The organism is Ectothiorhodospiraceae bacterium BW-2 (genome assembly GCA_008375315.1).
Taxonomy (GTDB): domain Bacteria; phylum Pseudomonadota; class Gammaproteobacteria; order Thiohalomonadales; family Thiohalomonadaceae; genus BW-2.
In genome coordinates, this window is record CP032507.1 from 1,114,484 (window position 1) to 1,133,987 (window position 19,504).

Below are 19,504 nucleotides of genomic sequence, written 5' to 3' on the forward strand. Positions count from 1 at the left end.
CCTCTACAAATTTTCAATCAGGAAATTATGACGATTTTTTGACCACGGCATCAGCTACACTAGCTGGTGCTTCGGCATACTTAGCAAACTCCATGGAGTAGGTCGCCCGACCTTGGGTTGCTGAACGCAGATCGGTGGCATAGCCGAACATCTCGGCTAGCGGCACCTCGGCACGAATAATCTTACCACTGACCCCATCATCCATCCCTTGAACGATACCACGACGACGATTAAGATCGCCCATCACATCGCCCATATAGTCTTCAGGAGTGACCACCTCCACCTTCATAATCGGCTCTAGCAGATAGACTCCCGCCTTCTTTGCCCCCTCTTTTAGGGCCATAGAGCCGGCAATTTTAAACGCTAGCTCGTTAGAATCGACATCGTGATATGAGCCATCATAGAGGGTGACTTTCAGATCTTCGAGCGGATAACCGGCCAGTACGCCGTTTGCCATCTGCTCCTGAACCCCCTTATCGACAGCAGGGATATACTCTCTAGGGACCACACCACCAACAATGGCGTTTTCAAAGGCGTAACCCTCTCCCTGTGGCTGAGGCTCGATACGCAGCCAGACATGGCCATACTGACCACGACCGCCCGACTGACGCACAAACTTACCCTCAACTTCGACTCGATTGCGAATGCCTTCACGATAGGCCACTTGGGGGGCACCCACATTGGCTTCCACTTTAAACTCGCGCCGCATCCTATCAACGATGATCTCTAGGTGCAGCTCTCCCATTCCGGAGATAATGGTCTGCCCCGACTCCTCATCAGTATGGACTCTAAAGGAGGGATCCTCTTGCGCTAGCTTTGAGAGCGCAATCCCCATCTTCTCTTGGTCAGCCTTGGTCTTCGGCTCAATAGCGACCGAGATAACCGGCTCAGGAAACTCCATCCGCTCCAGAGTAATGACATCGCTCTGAGCACAGAGTGTATCCCCCGTGGTCACATCTTTCAGGCCTACCGCTGCCGCAATATCACCGGCACGCACCTCTTTAATCTCTTCACGCGAATTAGCGTGCATCTGCAAAATACGACCGATACGCTCTCTCTTGCCTTTAACCGGATTAAGTACCGAATCACCCGAGTTAATTACCCCAGAATAGACACGGAAAAAGGTGAGAGTCCCCACATAGGGATCCGTTGCTATCTTAAAGGCCAGTGCCGCAAACGGCTCTTCGTCTGAGGAGTGTCGCTCGGCTACCGTCTCATTTTTATCATCTAGCACGCCTTGGATAGCCGGAACATCTACCGGACTAGGCATATAATAGACTACTGAGTCTAACATCGCCTGCACGCCTTTGTTTTTAAAGGCAGAGCCGCACATGACCGGTACAATCTCGTTGTTGAGCGTCTGAATCCGCAACCCTTGGCGAATCTCCTCTTCAGAGAGCTCGCCACTGTCGAGATACTTCTCCATCAACTCTTCGTTCGCCTCTGCGGCGGATTCAACCATCGCCTCATGCAGTTCTTGAGCCTTATCGGCCAGATCGTCCGGAATCTCACGCGCCTCGTATGTCATGCCGCGATCCTCTTCATTCCAGTAGATCGCCTTCATTCGGACTAGATCGATAACCCCCTTAAAGTTCTCTTCAGCCCCGATATTGAGCTGGATCGGCACTGCATTCGCGCCTAGACGCTCCCTAATCTGTCGCACCACGCGCAAAAAGTCGGCCCCAGATCGATCCATCTTATTGACAAATGCGATACGGGGCACATGGTATTTGTTCGCTTGACGCCAGACAGTTTCAGACTGCGGCTCAACCCCCCCTACGGCACAAAAGACCGCACAAGCGCCATCAAGCACCCGCAAGGAGCGCTCAACTTCAATGGTGAAGTCAACATGTCCTGGCGTATCGATGATATTGATGCGATGCTGCTCAAACTGCTGATCCATCCCCTGCCAGAAACAGGTCGTCGCCGCAGAGGTGATAGTAATCCCTCGCTCCTGCTCCTGCTCCATCCAGTCCATGGTGGCAGCCCCATCGTGAACTTCGCCAATTTTATGAGATACGCCGGTGTAAAATAGCACCCGCTCGGTTGTCGTCGTTTTGCCTGCGTCAATGTGGGCCATAATACCTACATTGCGATAGCGATTAATCGGTGTCTTTCGTGCCACGGTCTAGTCCTTACCTGTTCGCGCTTACCAGCGATAGTGTGCAAATGCTTTATTAGCTTCAGCCATGCGGTGCGTATCTTCACGCTTTCTCACAGCAGTACCTTTGCTGTCGAAAGCATCAACAATTTCGCCGGCAAGCCGCAGCCCCATCGATTTTTCGCTCCGTTTTCGAGCCGCATCCACCATCCAGCGCATCGCTAGAGCCATGCCGCGTTCGCCACGCACCTCGACAGGCACCTGATAGGTTGCCCCACCAACCCGACGCGACTTAACCTCGACTATCGGACGGATGTTCTCTAGCGCCTGCTCAAACACTTGCAGTGGCTCGCCCTTGTTTTTGGTAGCGATCTGATCGAGTGCGCCATAGACGATGCGCTCAGCGACCGACTTTTTACCGTCGTACATAACAATATTCATAAATTTGGACAAGGTGCGATTACCGTACTTAGGATCGGGCAATACTTCACGCTTGGCCGCTACTCTTCTTCTGGCCATAGGATTAAACTCGTGTTGTTAACGATTATGATTTAGGACGCTTGGTGCCGTATTTGGAACGACCCTGCTTTCTGTCGTTTACACCGGCAGTATCAAGCGAACCGCGAACGGTATGGTAACGCACGCCCGGCAAGTCCTTAACACGCCCCCCGCGAATCAGCACGACTGAGTGCTCCTGCAGGTTGTGCCCCTCCCCCCCGATATAACTGGTCACTTCAAAACCGTTGGTCAAGCGAACACGAGCTACCTTACGCAGAGCCGAGTTCGGCTTTTTCGGGGTAGTGGTATAGACCCTAGTACATACACCGCGCCGTTGGGGACAAGCCTCCAGTGCGGGCACATTACTTTTGGCTCTTTTCGAAACTCGCGGTTTACGAACAAGCTGATTGATTGTTGCCATATCCTCTCTAAATCTCCGGCGTCATATAACACAACAGGCCGGCTAGCCGACCCGTGCAAAAAAGAGGCGGAATTTTAGTGCCGCCTCCACTAAATGTCAAGTGCTGATTAGTCACGACTCACTAGTCGGTGCCTTCAGAAGGCTCTCTCGCTGCGACTCCCTCCTAGCTTCAAGAGTGGCGTTGGCTCTATTAGCCGCGTCCATCTCGTCATTAAAGACATCTTCGAACCGTTTTTTCCGCTCCGAGTGGTAGGCTAGACCGGTACCGGCTGGAATTAATCGGCCCACAATCACATTCTCTTTTAGGCCCCGTAGATCGTCTCGTTTACCGGTCACCGCCGCATCGGTTAAGACACGAGTTGTCTCTTGGAATGAGGCGGCAGAGATAAACGACTCGGTAGCGAGTGACGCCTTAGTAATCCCGAGCAGTAGCCTCTCATAACGGGCTGGCATTTTGTTATTTAGCTGCGCCTTTTCGTTCTCATCAAGCACAGCGGCGTATTCGACCTGCTCTCCCTTAAGGAACGGCGTATCACCGCCCTCCATAATTTCACACTTGCGCAGCATCTGCCGCACAATAACTTCAATATGCTTATCGTTAATCTTTACCCCTTGCAGACGATAGACATCTTGCACTTCATTAACGATATAGCGGGCTAGCTCTACAATTCCCTGTAGTCGCAGAATATCGTGCGGATTGAGTTCGCCATCGACAATGACCTCCCCCTTGCCGACATGCTCCCCCTCAAACACATTAATGTGTCGCCATTTAGGGATCAACTCCTCGTAGTGCTCCCCCTCTGGCGGGGTTATCACCAGTCGCTGTTTCCCCTTAGTCTCCTTACCAAACGAGACGGTACCGCTAACTTCGGCCAAAATGGAGGACTCTTTCGGCTTTCTAGCCTCAAATAGATCGGCCACTCGCGGCAGACCCCCGGTAATATCACGGGTTTTAGAGGACTCCTGCGGAATACGGGCCAACACATCCCCCACACTGACCTGATCACCATCAGAGAGTGATACAATCGCCCCAGAGGGGAGGAAGTATTGTGCCGGCAGATCAGTCCCGGGAATATTGAGATCATGCCCCGACTCATCGACCAGTTTAACCATCGGCCGCTTATCTTTACCGGCCTGACCACGCTGTTTCGGATCGAGTACCACTAGCGAAGTCAGCCCAGTAATCTCATCGATCTGACGGTTGACAGTAATCCCCTCTTCAAACTCAAATAGCTGTACCCGACCATCGATTTCGGTAATAACCGGGTGGGTGTGGGGATCCCAATTGGCTAAGATTGTCCCAGCCTCAACTCCCTGCCCCTCGGTGGCGTTAATGCGTGCGCCATAGGGGACTTTGTAGCGTTCGATCTCTCGCCCCTGATCATCAATAATCGCCAACTCCCCTGAGCGCGATACCGCCACCGAGTAGCCATCTTTGTGGGTAACCGACTTGTTATTGTGCAGCCGCACACTTCCCGCTTTTTTGTTCTGAATATTACTAATCGCCGCCGAGCGGGAGGCTGCCCCACCGATATGGAAAGTACGCATGGTTAGCTGTGTCCCCGGCTCGCCAATCGACTGTGCCGCAATGACCCCCACTGCCTCACCCACATTCACTTGGTGCCCCCGAGCCAGATCACGGCCATAACAGGCAGAGCAGACCCCGTAACGGGTCTCACAGGTAATCGGTGAGCGAACTTTGATAGTATCGATCGACATCGACTCTATCTGTTGCACCCACTGCTCATCGAGTAGGGTACCGCGTGGAATTAGCACTTCGCCGCTCGTATTAGAGATCACATCATCGGCGACCACCCGTCCTAGTACCCGATCTTCGAGCAGTTCGACCACATCTCCCCCCTCAATGAGGGCCTGCATCTCTAACCCCTGAGTCGTTTGACAATCGGTCTCGACAATAACTAGATCTTGCGCCACATCGACCAGTCGTCGAGTCAGATAACCGGAGTTAGCCGTTTTTAACGCAGTATCAGCCAGACCTTTACGGGCGCCATGAGTCGAAATAAAGTACTGCAATACCGATAGCCCTTCGAGGAAGTTAGCGGTAATCGGCGTCTCGATAATCGAACCATCCGGCTTAGCCATCAGCCCCCGCATACCGGCTAACTGCCGTATCTGTGCCGCACTCCCTCGGGCACCAGAGTCAGCCATCATGAAGATAGAGTTAAATGAGTCCTGTTTGACGCTATTCCCCTCCCGATCAAGTACCTCCTCTTTACCTAGACCATCCATCATCGCCTTAGCGACCTGATCATTAGTCCGAGACCAGATATCGACCACCTTGTTATAGCGTTCGCCGTTAGTCACCAGACCCGAAATATATTGTGACTCGATCTCTTTCACCTCCTCATCGGCCTGAGCCAAAATATCGGCTTTTGATGAGGGCACCACCATATCCTTAGCCCCAAATGACACCCCAGCACGAGTCGCCATCCTAAAGCCCAGATACATAAGTTGATCGGCAAAAATAACCGACTCTTTTAGACCTAAATGGCGATAGGCGTAGTTAATTAGCGCCGAAATTGCCTTTTTAACCATCGGTTTATTCACAATCTCAAACGGCATCCCCGGCGGTATAATCTCAAACAGCATGGAGCGGCCGACGGTGGTATCGCGAAGGGAGCGATGCTCCTCTAGCTCACCTTGGTCATTATAGAGCTGCTCAACAATACGCACTTTGACTTGGGCATGGAGCTCAACTGCGCGATTTTCGTAGGCGCGAATCGCCTCTTTAATATCGGCAAAAGCCATCCCCTCCCCACGAGCATTGACTCTATCGCGAGTCATGTAGTAGAGCCCGAGTACCACATCTTGTGACGGCACAATAATCGGATCACCATTGGCAGGAGAGAGGACATTATTGGTTGACATCATCAGACTACGAGCTTCGAGCTGGGCCTCTAGTGAGAGGGGCACATGCACTGCCATCTGGTCACCATCGAAGTCGGCGTTAAAGGCGGCGCAGACAAGCGGATGGAGCTGAATCGCTTTCCCCTCAATGAGCTGCGGCTCAAACGCCTGAATGCCGAGACGGTGCAGCGTCGGTGCTCGATTCAACATGACAGGATGCTGACGAATCACCTCATCCAGAATATCCCACACCTCCGGACTCTCCCGCTCAACCAGTTTTTTCGCCGCCTTAATCGTGGTGGCTAGGCCACGCCGCTCCAGTTTGCTGAAGATAAACGGCTTAAACAGCTCCAGCGCCATCTTCTTTGGCAGACCGCACTGATGCAGTCTCAGCGTCGGCCCTACCACGATCACCGACCGGCCAGAGTAGTCCACCCTCTTTCCGAGTAGATTTTGCCGAAAACGGCCCTGCTTGCCCTTGATCATATCGGCTAACGACTTTAGCGGCCGCTTGTTTGAGCCGGTAATCGCCCGTCCGCGCCGACCATTATCTAACAGAGCATCGACCGCCTCTTGCAGCATCCGCTTCTCGTTACGGACGATAATATCGGGGGCATTGAGCTCTAGCAGCCGTTTAAGACGGTTATTACGGTTAATCACCCGCCGGTAGAGATCATTCAAATCAGAGGTCGCAAAACGCCCCCCCTCTAAGGGGACTAGCGGGCGCAGCTCTGGTGGCAGTACCGGTAGCACTGTCATCACCATCCACTCCGGTTTGTTCCCCGACTCTAAAAAGGCCTCAATTAGCTTCAGCCGCTTAGTCAGCTTCTTCAGCTTGGTTTCAGAGTTGGTATTGGGGATCTCATCGCGCAATCTGGCCGCCTCGACCTGTAGATCCATCTCCTTGAGCATAGCGTAGATCGCCTCAGCCCCCATTTTGGCCTCAAACTCATCCCCATACTCTTCAAACGCCTCAATGTGCGCCTCTTCGGTCAGCAACTTCCCCCGCTCTAGCTTGGTCATCCCCGGCTCGGTCACGACAAAAGCTTCAAAGTAGAGCACCCGTTCGATATCTCGTAGCGGCATATCGAGCAGCAGCCCCATGCGAGAGGGGAGGCTCTTTAAAAACCAGATATGCGCGACCGGACAGGCTAGCTCAATATGGCCCATGCGCTCCCGTCGAACTTTGGAGAGGGTGACCTCAACGCCACACTTTTCACAGATCACCCCCCGATGTTTTAAGCGCTTATACTTACCACACAGACACTCATAATCTTTGACCGGACCAAAAATCTTGGCACAAAATAGCCCATCTCGTTCGGGACGAAAAGTCCGATAGTTAATCGTCTCCGGCTTCTTCACCTCGCCATAAGACCAAGAGCGAACCTTATCGGGGGAGGCTAAGCCGATACGAATGGCGTTAAAATCCTCTAAATGGCCCTGCTGTTTTATCAAATTGAGTAGGTCTTTCACTAATCTCTCCTCTTCGGAAATCACTTATCGCATGAATCGGGTTATCGTGCCGCTCACCCACTAAAGGGTCGGCACGACATGGACGGTTATGGTAAACGGGACTACTCTCCCTCCAACTCAATATCGATCCCCAGGGCTCGAATCTCCTTAATCAGTACATTAAACGACTCCGGCATCCCCGCATCCATACGGTGATCACCATCGACAATGTTTTTATACATTCGGGTACGGCCATTGACATCATCTGATTTAACCGTCAGCATCTCCTGCAAAGTATAGGTCGCCCCATACGCCTCCAGCGCCCACACCTCCATCTCACCGAAGCGCTGCCCACCAAACTGGGCTTTCCCCCCCAGAGGCTGCTGCGTGACTAGGCTGTAGGGGCCGGTAGAGCGGGCGTGCATCTTGTCATCGACTAAATGGTTCAACTTCAGCATATACATATAGCCAACGGTGACCGGTCGCTCAAACGCTTCGCCAGAACGGCCATCATAGAGGGTCGTCTGCCCCGTGACCGGCAGATCAGCGAGCTTGAGCATATACTCCAGATCATGCTCCTCCACGCCATCAAAGACCGGTGTGGCCATCGGCACCCCAGCGCGCAGATTCTTAGCTAGCTCCACCACTTCGCTATCGCTCAGTGAGTCGATCTGCTCCTGTTTACCGCTACAGTTGTTATAGATATCATGCAAAAAGCTGCGCAAGGTGGAGATCGCCTGCTGCGACTGCTGATAACTATCTAACATACGACCTATCTTCTCTCCCAACCCCTTCGCTGCCCAGCCTAAATGGGTCTCTAGCACCTGACCGACATTCATCCGCGACGGCACCCCTAGCGGATTTAGCACCACATCGACCGGAACACCGAACTCATCGTAGGGCATATCTTCAACCGGCACGATCATAGAGATAACCCCCTTGTTACCATGGCGACCGGCCATCTTATCGCCAGGCTGAATCCGCCGCCGTACCGCTAGATAGACCTTCACCATCTTCAACACCCCAGGCGCTAGATCATCGCCTTGGGTTAACTTCTTGCGCTTATCTTCGAACTGCGCCTCAAAATTTTTACGCTGTTCGCTCAGTTGCACTTTAATCGACTCTAGCTGGCTATTGAGCTCATCCTCTTCCATGCGCAGCTCAAACCACTTCTCTCTAACCACCCCATCCAGATAGGTCTCGGTTAGCGTATCCCCCGCCTTCAAGCGATTAGGGCCACCTAGCGCCTTTTTACCGACTAGGAGCCGACGCATACGGCCATAGCCATCCTCCTCCATGATGCGCTGCTTATCTTTTAGATCCTTGCGAATTTCGTTCAGCTCCGCCTCTTCAATTTGGTGCGCTCGCTTATCTTTATCTAACCCATCACGGGTAAAGACCTGCACCCCAATGACAGTGCCTTGGGTGCCTGAAGAGACTCGCAGTGAAGAGTCTTTAACATCAGAGGCCTTGTCACCAAAGATGGCCCGCAATAACTTCTCTTCTGGAGTTAACTGCGACTCCCCCTTCGGGGTCACCTTACCGACCAGAATATCGCCCGGCTTCACCTCCGCCCCGACATAGACAATCCCCGACTCATCGAGTTTACCTAAAGCGCTCTCGCTAACATTAGGGATGTCGGCAGTAATCTCCTCTGGTCCTAATTTGGTATCGCGAGCAATACAGGTGAGCTCCTCAATATGGATAGTGGTAAAGCGATCCTCCTGTACCACCCGTTCAGAGATAAGAATAGAGTCCTCAAAGTTATAGCCGTTCCACGGCATAAAGGCGACCCGCATATTCTGCCCGAGCGCGAGCTCGCCCATATCGGTCGAAGGGCCATCGGCCAGACAGTCGCCTCGGGCAATCACATCTCCCGGTTTGACCAGTGGCCGCTGATTAATACAGGTATTCTGATTCGAACGGGTATATTTAATCAGGGTATAGATATCGACCCCAGGTTCCCCCGCTTCGGTCTCCTCATCATTGACCCGAATCACAATTCGGCCCGAATCGACCGAGTCAACCACCCCACCACGACGAGCCACGACCGTCACCCCAGAGTCGATGGCCACAGTTCGCTCCATGCCAGTGCCTACCAGCGGCTTATCGGCCCGCAGAGTCGGTACCGCTTGGCGCTGCATATTCGACCCCATTAGCGCTCGGTTCGCATCATCGTGCTCCAAAAACGGGATCAGTGAGGCAGCTACCGAGACAATCTGCTTCGGCGAGACATCGACATAATCGACCTCCAGCTTCGGTTTGAGGGTAAACTCGTTCTGGTGACGACAGGAGACTAGATCATCGGTCAAGCGCCCTTCGCTATCGACCGCCACATTGGCCTGAGCGATGACAAACTCGTTTTCATTGATCGCTGAAAGATAGTCGATCTCATCGGTCACCTGCCCATCGACGACTTTACGATAAGGGGTCTCTAAAAACCCATAATTATTAGTACGAGCATAGACCGCCAGTGAGTTAATTAGACCGATATTTGGCCCCTCAGGGGTCTCAATCGGACAGACACGACCGTAGTGGGTCGGGTGGACATCGCGCACCTCAAATCCAGCCCGCTCCCGAGTCAGCCCCCCCGGGCCTAGCGCCGAAATCCGTCGCTTATGGGTAATTTCAGAGAGCGGATTATTTTGATCCATAAACTGCGATAGCTGGCTAGAGCCGAAAAACTCCTTAATCGCCGCCGAGACCGGTTTAGCATTAATCAGCTCTTGTGGCATCAGATTTTCGCTCTCGGCGAGCGATAAGCGCTCTTTTACCGCCCGCTCGACCCGCACTAAACCGACACGAAACTGGTTTTCGGCCATCTCGCCGACACTTCGTACCCGCCGGTTACCGAGGTGATCGATATCATCGACACTCCCCTTACCATTACGAATATCGAGCAGCGTCTCGACCACCGCCAAAATATCCTCTTTCGAGAGAGTCCCCTCACCGACTACCTCCTCTCGACCAACGCGGCGGTTGAACTTCATTCGCCCCACTTCCGAGAGATCGTAGCGCTCAAAAACGAAGAAGAGGCCATCGAACAGACTCTCTGCTGCCTCTTTAGTCGGTGGCTCCCCTGGACGCATCATGCGATAGATCTCAACCAACGCCTCTAATTTATTAGTCGTCGAGTCGATACGCAGCGTATCGGAGATAAACGGCCCGTGATCGAGATCATTAGTAAAGATCGTCTTAAAGTCACTCACCCCACTCTCACGCAGACGGGTCAGCAGCTCTTCGGTCAGCTCATCGTTAGCCGCAGCTACAATCTCACCACTCTCGCCATCGACAATATCGTGCGCTAAGACGCGACCGATGAGCGCCTCATCCCCTAGGTCGATAAATTCGATATTCGCGTTATCGAGCAGCCGGACATGGCGGGCGGTCATCTTTTTCCCCTTCTCCACCACCACCTCACCATCGACGACAATATCGGTCGGGGCGGTCTCCCCCCGCATCCTCTCGGCGACAAAACGGATCCTCGCCCCCTCCCCCTCTTGGAGCTGAATCTCATCTTGCTCAAAAAAGCGCGCTAAAATCTCTTCGGTCGTGTAGTCAAGCGCCCGTAATAGCACGGTTGCCGGCAGTTTACGCCGCCGATCGATACGCACAAACAGACAATCTTTCGGATCAAACTCAAAGTCGAGCCAAGAGCCGCGATAGGGGATCACTCGCGCACTAAAGAGCAGCTTACCCGAGGAGTGGGTCTTACCCTTATCGTGCTCAAAAAAGACCCCAGGCGAACGGTGGAGCTGGGAGACAATCACCCGCTCAGTGCCATTAATCACAAAGGTGCCGTTCTCGGTCATTAGGGGCAGCTCCCCCATATAGACCTCTTGATCTCGCACCTCTTTCACATTTTTATTGGCCGAATCTTTATCATAGATAATCAGACGCAGCTTAACTCGCAGTGGCGCGGCGTAGTTTAGACCACGAGTACGGCACTCATTGACATCAAACCCCGGACGCCCCAGAGTGTAGCTGACATACTCCAGCGCCGCATTACCGGAGTAGCTTTCGATAGGAAAAACCGAAGAGAAAGCGGCGTGCAGACCGGTCTTTTTCCTCGCCTCGCTATCGGCATCGAGCGCCATGAACTTTCGGTATGACTCTAGCTGAGTGGAGAGCAGATAGGGGACATCCAAAATTCCTGGACGCTTGCCGAAATCTTTACGAATACGTTTTTTCTCTGTGTACGAATAGGCCATCAGTTTTCCTCTGTAATACCCCTAAAGCGTGCGCCAATCTTTTGAATCGCCTCACAGCGTCCCTCAAACAGTGGCTTTTTTCAGCAAGAAAAGGCCGGCAACTGAGCGTTACCAGCCATTTTTTAAAAATCAGTGCGCCCTCCTTGGCTAGCAGATTCCCTTGCACCTCGTCAAAAATACCTGTGACGATACGGATTCCTCTAAAATAACTCAGAAGAGTTACTTCAGCTCGACAGTCGCTCCTGCCTCTTCGAGCTTCTTCTTCAGATCTTCAGCCTCTTCCTTAGAAGCTGCCTCTTTAACGGTAGCCGGTACACCCTCTACCATATCTTTGGCCTCTTTCAGACCTAAACCGGTAATAGCGCGAACGGCCTTAATGACGCTCACTTTGTTCTCGCCAAAGCTGCTCATAATGACATCAAATTCGGTCTGCTCTTCGGCAGCGGCAGCGCCATCGCCCCCTCCCGCCGGTGCCGCGACAGCAACAGCTGCTGCGGCAGTGACCCCAAACTTCTCCTCCATTGCAGAGATAAGATCAACCACCTCCATGACACTCATGTTGGCAATTGCTTCGAGAATATCGTCTTTCGATACGGCCATTGTAAAATTCTCCAAAAATTTTATCAGGTGTTAAATAAGTAGATTCTGAAATTACAGCAAACGGGGCTGTCGTTAAGCCTACGCGGCCTCTTTCTGATCGCGGATTGCCGCCACCGTACGAACCAGTTTGCCCGGAACCTCGTTGAGGGTACGAGCCAGCTTCTCTACTGGTGCCTTCATAACAGACATCAGCATCGAAATCGCCTGATCCTTGGTTGGCATCTTAGCTAGCCGATCTAGTTCAGTGGCCGGCAACATCTGCCCACCAATAGAGACCAGCTTAACCTCAAGCTTGGGATTCAGCTTGGCAAAATCCTTCACGACCCGAGCGGCACAGCCGGGATCTTCCATCGAAAAGGCCAATACCAGTGGTCCGACCAAGCCGTCGCTCATGCACTCAAATTCGGTGCCCTGAATCGCACGACGGGCGAGATTATTCTTCACCACCCGCAGATAGACCCCCTCTTTACGCGCTTCCGCACGCAGAGCTGTCATCTGAGCCGAACTTAACCCGTTATACTCCGCGGCGACTGCCGCATAGGCAGTCGTTGCAACTTCAGCAACCTCGCTTACGATGCTCTTCTTCTGATCAAGATTTAGCGCCATGCGACATTACCTCAATACCTAAGCTGTTCGCTGAACAGCCATCCATTAAACAAAAGAGCAGAGTTCTGCTCCCCGACTATACGGTGGCTTGCAGCTAATGCTGCCAAACACCGTCTGCGTGGGCCTGCTCTCCATAGCAAATTAAGGCAAAGCCACCCACGGTCTATGACGATGCTGGTTCGTTGTCCAGCATGCCGTAGAAAAAATAAAACCTATTTAATCGTCAATGAGCTCTGATCGATACCCACGCCCCCCCCCATGGTGGTAGAGAGGGAGATTTTACGCAGATAGATCCCTTTAGAGGTCGAAGGTTTCAGCTTTTGCAGATCACTAATCAACGCATGCAGGTTCCCTTTTAGAGCCTCATTATCGAAATCCACCTTACCGATAGTGGTGTGGATAATACCCGATTTATCAGTCCGAAAACGCACCTGACCCGCTTTAGCATTTTTAACCGCTGTCGCGACATCGGCAGTCACCGTACCGACTTTAGGGTTAGGCATTAAACCACGAGGCCCTAGAATTTGGCCTAACTGTCCGACAACACGCATCGCATCGGGGGAGGCAATGACGACATCAAAATTGAGCTCGCCACCTTTAATCGTTTCGGCTAAATCGTCCATACCGACCAGATCAGCACCCGCCTCAGTCGCTGCCGCAGCATTAGGCCCTTGGGTAAAGACAGCGACCCGAACACTCTTGCCCGTTCCGTGAGGTAGGACGCAGGAGCCTCGTACCACCTGATCTGATTTGCGCGGATCAACACCTAGATTGACACTAGCATCAATCGATTCGGTGAACTTTGCTCTAGGTAGAGATTTAAGTAGCTCTAACGCCTCATCAATAGCGTAAAAACGGGTAGCATCGATCGTCTCCCTAATGAGCCGCATCTTCTTCGATAGTTTGGCCATCGTTATACCACTCCCTCTGTCTCAAGCCCCATACTTTTCGCCGTTCCGGCAATGGTGCGCACCGCCGCATCAAGATCGGCTGCCGATAGATCAGGTGCCTTCGTTTTGGCAATCTCTTCGAGCTGCTCACGAGTCAACCGACCGACTTTGTCGCGATTCGGAACCGCTGATCCGCTTTTGATTCCTGCCGCCTTTTTTAACAAAATCGACGCAGGGGGGGTCTTGGTGACAAAGGTAAAGCTGCGGTCACTATAGACGGTAATCACAACCGGAGTCGGCAACCCCTGCTCCATCGTCTGGGTCGCGGCATTAAATGCCTTACAAAACTCCATAATATTGACACCGTGTTGACCGAGTGCCGGGCCGACAGGAGGGCTCGGATTAGCCTGTCCGGCCTTGACCTGCAGCTTGACATAAGCCTGAATCTTTTTAGCCATAAATGAATCTCCGTGGGTAGTAACGCCTTACGGCTCCCCTATATATTGATACCATAGTCAATCAATGGCACCGCGCTAGCTATCGCGGTACCACATCGTTACCACTCTAACCCTTTTCGACCTGACTAAACTCCAGATCAACCGGGGTTGAGCGACCAAAGATTAGCACAGCCACCCGAAGCCGATTCTTTTCGTAATCGACCTCTTCGACCACACCATTAAAATCATTAAAGGGGCCATCGGTTATGCGTACCATCTCACCCGCCTCAAATAGCACTTTAGGTCGTGGTCGCTCGCTTCCTTCCTGCACTCGGTCAAGAATCGCCTGCGCCTCTTTTTCGGTAATCGGTGCCGGTTTATCACTCGTGCCGCCGATAAAACCCATGACCCGAGGGACATCCCTAACTAAATGCCAAGTCTCCTCATCCATCTCCATCTGGACAAGCACATAACCGGGAAAGAACTTGCGCATAGTGTTTCGCTTCTGGCCATCACGCATCTCCACCACCTCTTCGGTGGGAACCAGAATCTGGCCGAAGCGCTCTTGTAGGCCATAACGGTTAATGCGCTCCTCTAGTGAGCGCTTCACATGGCTCTCAAAGCCAGAGAAGGCGTGCACAACATACCAACGAAGCGCCATCGCGACTACCCCCCTTGACCGGTGAGCAGCTGCACTGCCCAAGCCAAAAACATATCGAACAGCCAGAGAATCAGACCGACAATCACCACCATAACCAACACCATCAGTGTGGTCTGTACGGTCTCTTTACGGGTCGGCCAGACGACTTTGCGTATCTCAATGACAGCCCCCCGCCCATAGGCGATCGCTGCCACGCCTGGGGCAGTCATAGAGGCAATGAAGAGCGCTCCCCCCATCGCCACAAGCAGCACAACTACCCGCATCAGCAGAGAGGTATCGCTGTAGATATAGAAACCGGCCAGAGCAGCAATAACCAACACTCCGGCAAACGCCAACTTTATTTTATCACTCATTCCGAGTTTTACTGCACTTAGTAAATGGCAGGCCAGGAGGGAATCGAACCCCCAACCTGCGGTTTTGGAGACCGCTGCTCTGCCAATTGAGCTACTGGCCTAAGGCAAAGAGGGTGGCATCTATCGCAGCCACCCTCAGAACTAGTGGTAGTTACCGCAGAGGCGGCAACTACTCGATAATTTTCGAAACAACCCCAGCACCGACGGTACGGCCACCTTCGCGAATCGCAAAGCGTAGCCCCTCCTCCATCGCGATTGGGGCGATGAGACTAACCGTCAGGCCGACATTATCCCCCGGCATCACCATCTCGACCCCTTCAGGTAGGTCGCAGGCACCGGTCACATCGGTCGTACGGAAGTAGAACTGCGGACGATAGCCGTTAAAGAATGGGGTGTGTCGTCCCCCCTCCTCTTTGCTTAACACATAGACTTCCGCTTCAAATTTGGTGTGTGGAGTAATGCTCCCCGGTTTAGCTAGCACCTGACCCCGCTCGACATCCTCCCGCTTAGTTCCACGCAGCAGCACCCCAACATTATCCCCCGCCTGACCCTGATCGAGCAGTTTGCGGAACATCTCCACCCCGGTGACGGTGGTTTTGGTGGTGTCACGAATACCGACAATCGCCACCTCTTCACCCACTTTGATAATGCCGCGCTCAATCCGGCCGGTGACCACGGTACCGCGACCAGAGATCGAGAAGACATCCTCAATCGGCATAATGAACGCCCCATCAACGGCCCGCTCCGGTTCAGGGATGTAGTCATCCATTGCTGCAACTAGCTTTTCGATCGAGGGAATACCAATTTCAGAGGTATCCCCTTCAAGAGCTTTTAGAGCCGAGCCGGTGACAATCGGGGTATCATCCCCAGGAAACTCGTAGCTATCGAGTAGCTCGCGAATCTCCATCTCAACTAGCTCTAATAGCTCGGCGTCATCGACCTGGTCGGCTTTGTTCATATAGACCAAGATGTAGGGCACACCAACTTGGCGTGAGAGCAGGATATGCTCACGGGTCTGTGGCATCGGGCCATCAGCGGCCGATACCACTAGAATCGCTCCATCCATCTGTGCCGCACCGGTAATCATGTTCTTGACATAGTCGGCGTGCCCCGGGCAGTCAACATGCGCGTAGTGACGCGCCTCTGACTGATACTCCACATGGGCGGTGGCAATCGTGATACCGCGAGCACGCTCTTCTGGTGCGCTATCGATATTGGCGTAGTCTTTGAATTCGCCGCCGAACTTCTCCGACATCACCTTGGTAATCGCTGCTGTCAGCGTCGTTTTACCGTGGTCAACATGGCCAATAGTACCCACATTGACATGGGGTTTGGTTCTTTCAAACTTTTCCTTAGACATTTGAGAAGTCGCCTCCGAAAATTATCGCTACACCATACACAAAAAAACCTGGAGCCCAAGAGCAGATTTGAACTGCCGACCTCACCCTTACCAAGGGTGTGCTCTACCAACTGAGCTACCTGGGCAAAGTAAATATTTCAAAATTTTGAACTATTAACCTGTCAAAATATCTGGAGCGGGTGATGGGAATCGAACCCACGTCAACAGCTTGGAAGGCTGAGGTTCTACCATTGAACTACACCCGCAGCGCTCAATTCCTGTACCACACCATAACAAAAATATGGTGGAGGGGGGAGGATTCGAACCTCCGAAGGCTGAGCCGACAGATTTACAGTCTGTTCCCTTTGACCGCTCGGGAACCCCTCCTGAAAAAGAGGGCGAATTCTGCCTGAACTTTACCCCACTGTCAAGGCAATCAACCCCAATTGACCCAATTTTTTTAGCGCCTCTCTACTCAGTCGCAGCCCTCCGGCCATCGCCACCTGCCATCCCCATCCATATTAGCGTCGCCATACGACCACTCTGCCCACCGTCACGCCGATAGGAAAAAAAGCGTTCCGATTCAGCAAAAGTACACCCCTGCCCCCCATAGATAGCCTCTGCTCGCACCCCCAGCGCTGTCAGACGCTGTCGCGCTAGAAGGTAGAGATCGGCATACCACTTCCCGTCGAGAGTCGCGGCAATAAAGGCCCTTTCGGCCAAAGAGTCGCGGACGACAAAAGCCTCCCGCACCTCGCTACCCACCTCAAAGTGGCGCTGACTAATCGCCGTTCCCAACCAGACCAGCAGCTCATCTGCCGGGTCGCCAATCGTCTGTAGCGACTGTTCGATAACGCCTTCGGCCAATCCGCGCCAACCAGCATGAATCGCCGCCACCACCCCCCCCCGACGGCTAGTGACCAATATCGGCAAACAGTCAGCTGTCAGCACCGCGCAGACCAGACCGACGCTGCGACTCACCGCCGCATCGGCACGAACAGTGCCCGACATGGTCCCCTCTCCTAGCTCAACGACCTCGGTTGAGTGACACTGCGCCAACCACGGCACCTCTGCCGGTAGATGTGCCGCTCGCTGTAACCGACGCCGATTCTCCGCCACCGCCCAAGGGGCGTCGCCAACATGGCTCGCCAAATTCAGCCCCCGATAGCCGCCACCACTCACCCCCCCGTGACGCGTGGTCATGAGTGCATTCACCCCCGGCGGTGCGGGCCAGTCAGGGTAGATCCACGCCACGCTCAGGCACTGCCTTGACGAGCACTAAGCACCGTTTTCGCCATCCGCTTCGCAAAATAGTAGATCCGCTTCTGCTTTTCGATAATATCGATCTCAATCGTATAGGCCGGAATACGGTTCGGCTCCTCAACCACCAACCGCTGCGCTTGGTGCGCGGCGGCGGAGTCGGCCATGAGCACAATGGCCTGCTTCATGTGGATCACATTCTCCGCCACGAGACGATTATTTTGCGATACCGCCTGAATCGCGCCATCGACCGCACTCTCAACGAGCTCATGGAACCCTTTTAACACCTTGCGCGTCGGCTGACTGATCGCAATGCCCGCCTGTAGCCGCTCCCGCCCTAACTCCACCATATTGGTCTCAATGGTATCGCCGATATTCTCCAAATCACTAATCGCCGCCATTAGCTGTAGAAACTCTTGAGTATGGCGATCTGACAACTCCCCCTTACTCACCTTGCCCATGTAGATGATAATCTGTTCATAGAGCGTATCGACCTGCTCATCAAGCTGATAGATATGTCGTAGCTGCTTCTCGCTACCGGAGAGGATCGCTGGCATAATCCCCCGCAGCATCTGCTGCACGATCTCCCCCATGTGCAGCACCTCCAGTCGCACCCGATCCAGCGCTAACACCGGTGTTGAGAGTAGCGACTCATCCAGATATTTAGCCCGCACCGTCACACTCTCCCCCGCCTCGACGCGCCTATCTGGAACCAGCCACTGCACTAGTTTTGCAATTTGGGTGGTAAAACCGATAAAAATGAGCGTATTGGCAAAGTTAAATATCGTGTGGGCATTCGCTATCTGTCGTGGCGTCTCAGCGGCTAGCCGCTCCAGCCCCTGTAGCTCGGGATGAGAGGGGGAGAAACCGATCACAAACTGCGCCAGCCACGGAATAAAAGCTAGCCAGATCAATACCCCAGCGACATTAAACAGCACATGCACCAGCGCCGCTCGCAGCGCCTCGCGCGTCTTGCCAATCGTCGCTAACATCGCGGTAACACAGGTACCGATATTAGCTCCAAACGCCAGCGCAATGCCGGCAGGCAGAGTAATCAACCCCTGGCTTGCCATCACAATCACAATGCCAGTCGTCGCCGAAGAGGACTGCACCAAGCCGGTAAAGAGAGCGGCCACCAAGATTCCCACTAGGGGATTCTCCATCTGCACCATCAGATCGAGAAAGGGCTGATAGGTTCGTAGCGGCTCCATCGCCTCACTCATAATGCTCATGCCAAAGAAGACCAACCCCAACCCCATCAGTATGGCACCGTAGTAGCGAATCGTCTCTTGCTTGCCTGCAAAGAGCATCGTAAAGCCGATCGCAATCATCAGCAGCGCCGCTTTAGTGACCTTAAAGGCGACAATTTGGGCGGTAATGGTGGTACCGATGTTGGCCCCCATAATAATTCCCACCGACTGCGCCATCGTCATTAAGCCAGCACTCACAAAACCGACCACCAGCACCGTGGTGACCGAAGAGGATTGAATAATCGCCGTGACCGCCGCCCCCGTCGCAGCCCCCATAAAGCGGTTGCGGGTCAAGGTGGCCAAAATCGACTTCATCCGCTCCCCAGCCACCGCCTTAAGCGCATCGGCCATCTGCTCCATACCGAACAGAAACAGCGCCAGCCCACCAAAGAGCTGCATCGCCATATTACCCCACTCTATCTCGGTGCTACCTTCAAGAGCCGCCACCGCAGGTGAGAGGGGGATGAGCCCCAATAAAAGCAGCAGCGAGAGCGCCATTCGTGCAGACATAGTCAAACCCCCTATTTTTGTTACCGAATTATTACAATTATGCGACA

Annotated in this window: 14 protein-coding genes and 4 tRNA genes; all 18 read right to left on the reverse strand. The window is 53.3% G+C overall.

Annotated elements, in window-relative coordinates; genetic code table 11:
- Positions 1-25: 25 nt before the first annotated feature.
- On the reverse strand, positions 26-2,125 hold the full coding sequence (gene fusA, locus D5085_05340) for an elongation factor G (protein QEP42608.1): 2,100 nt from the start codon (positions 2,123-2,125) through the stop codon (positions 26-28).
- Between the two features lie 24 nt (positions 2,126-2,149).
- Positions 2,150-2,620, reverse strand: coding sequence for a 30S ribosomal protein S7 (locus D5085_05345; protein ID QEP42609.1), 471 nt, complete (start codon positions 2,618-2,620; stop codon positions 2,150-2,152).
- 25 nt (positions 2,621-2,645) lie between these two features.
- Positions 2,646-3,020, reverse strand: a complete 375-nt coding sequence (locus D5085_05350) for a 30S ribosomal protein S12 (GenBank protein ID QEP42610.1) — start codon at positions 3,018-3,020, stop codon at positions 2,646-2,648.
- 111 nt (positions 3,021-3,131) lie between these two features.
- Positions 3,132-7,361 (reverse strand): DNA-directed RNA polymerase subunit beta', encoded by a 4,230-nt coding sequence (gene rpoC / locus D5085_05355; GenBank protein ID QEP42611.1) that lies wholly within the window; start codon positions 7,359-7,361, stop codon positions 3,132-3,134.
- A gap of 101 nt (positions 7,362-7,462) precedes the next feature.
- Positions 7,463-11,551, reverse strand: coding sequence for a DNA-directed RNA polymerase subunit beta (gene rpoB / locus D5085_05360; GenBank protein ID QEP42612.1), 4,089 nt, complete (start codon positions 11,549-11,551; stop codon positions 7,463-7,465).
- Positions 11,552-11,770: 219 nt separating this feature from the next.
- Positions 11,771-12,151: a 50S ribosomal protein L7/L12 gene (locus D5085_05365; GenBank protein ID QEP42613.1), complete on the reverse strand. Its 381-nt coding sequence runs from the start codon at positions 12,149-12,151 to the stop codon at positions 11,771-11,773.
- Between the two features lie 78 nt (positions 12,152-12,229).
- A complete protein-coding gene (locus D5085_05370; protein ID QEP42614.1) occupies positions 12,230-12,757 on the reverse strand; it encodes a 50S ribosomal protein L10 in 528 nt (175 codons plus the stop codon).
- A gap of 212 nt (positions 12,758-12,969) precedes the next feature.
- Complete coding sequence (locus tag D5085_05375) at positions 12,970-13,668, reverse strand: 50S ribosomal protein L1 (protein ID QEP42615.1); 699 nt, start codon at positions 13,666-13,668, stop codon at positions 12,970-12,972.
- Between the two features lie 2 nt (positions 13,669-13,670).
- On the reverse strand, positions 13,671-14,105 hold the full coding sequence (rplK, locus tag D5085_05380; GenBank protein ID QEP42616.1) for a 50S ribosomal protein L11: 435 nt from the start codon (positions 14,103-14,105) through the stop codon (positions 13,671-13,673).
- Positions 14,106-14,211: 106 nt separating this feature from the next.
- Positions 14,212-14,745, reverse strand: a complete 534-nt coding sequence (gene nusG / locus D5085_05385; protein ID QEP42617.1) for a transcription termination/antitermination protein NusG — start codon at positions 14,743-14,745, stop codon at positions 14,212-14,214.
- 5 nt (positions 14,746-14,750) lie between these two features.
- Complete coding sequence (secE, locus tag D5085_05390; GenBank protein ID QEP42618.1) at positions 14,751-15,098, reverse strand: preprotein translocase subunit SecE; 348 nt, start codon at positions 15,096-15,098, stop codon at positions 14,751-14,753.
- A 25-nt stretch (positions 15,099-15,123) separates the two neighbouring features.
- Positions 15,124-15,199, reverse strand: a tRNA-Trp gene (locus D5085_05395).
- Positions 15,200-15,267: 68 nt separating this feature from the next.
- On the reverse strand, positions 15,268-16,458 hold the full coding sequence (gene tuf, locus D5085_05400) for an elongation factor Tu (protein QEP42619.1): 1,191 nt from the start codon (positions 16,456-16,458) through the stop codon (positions 15,268-15,270).
- Between the two features lie 49 nt (positions 16,459-16,507).
- A tRNA-Thr gene (locus D5085_05405) sits at positions 16,508-16,583 on the reverse strand.
- 46 nt (positions 16,584-16,629) lie between these two features.
- Positions 16,630-16,703: transfer RNA gene (locus D5085_05410), tRNA-Gly, on the reverse strand.
- Positions 16,704-16,739: 36 nt separating this feature from the next.
- A tRNA-Tyr gene (locus tag D5085_05415) sits at positions 16,740-16,824 on the reverse strand.
- 84 nt (positions 16,825-16,908) lie between these two features.
- Positions 16,909-17,691 carry a peptidoglycan editing factor PgeF gene (gene pgeF, locus D5085_05420; GenBank protein QEP42620.1) on the reverse strand — a complete coding sequence of 261 codons (783 nt, stop codon included), beginning with the start codon at positions 17,689-17,691 and terminating at the stop codon, positions 16,909-16,911.
- Positions 17,692-17,693: 2 nt separating this feature from the next.
- The gene (locus tag D5085_05425; protein QEP42621.1) at positions 17,694-19,457 is read right to left on the reverse strand and encodes a Na/Pi cotransporter family protein; all 1,764 of its coding nucleotides are present in this window, start codon (positions 19,455-19,457) and stop codon (positions 17,694-17,696) included.
- Positions 19,458-19,504 lie beyond the last annotated feature (47 nt).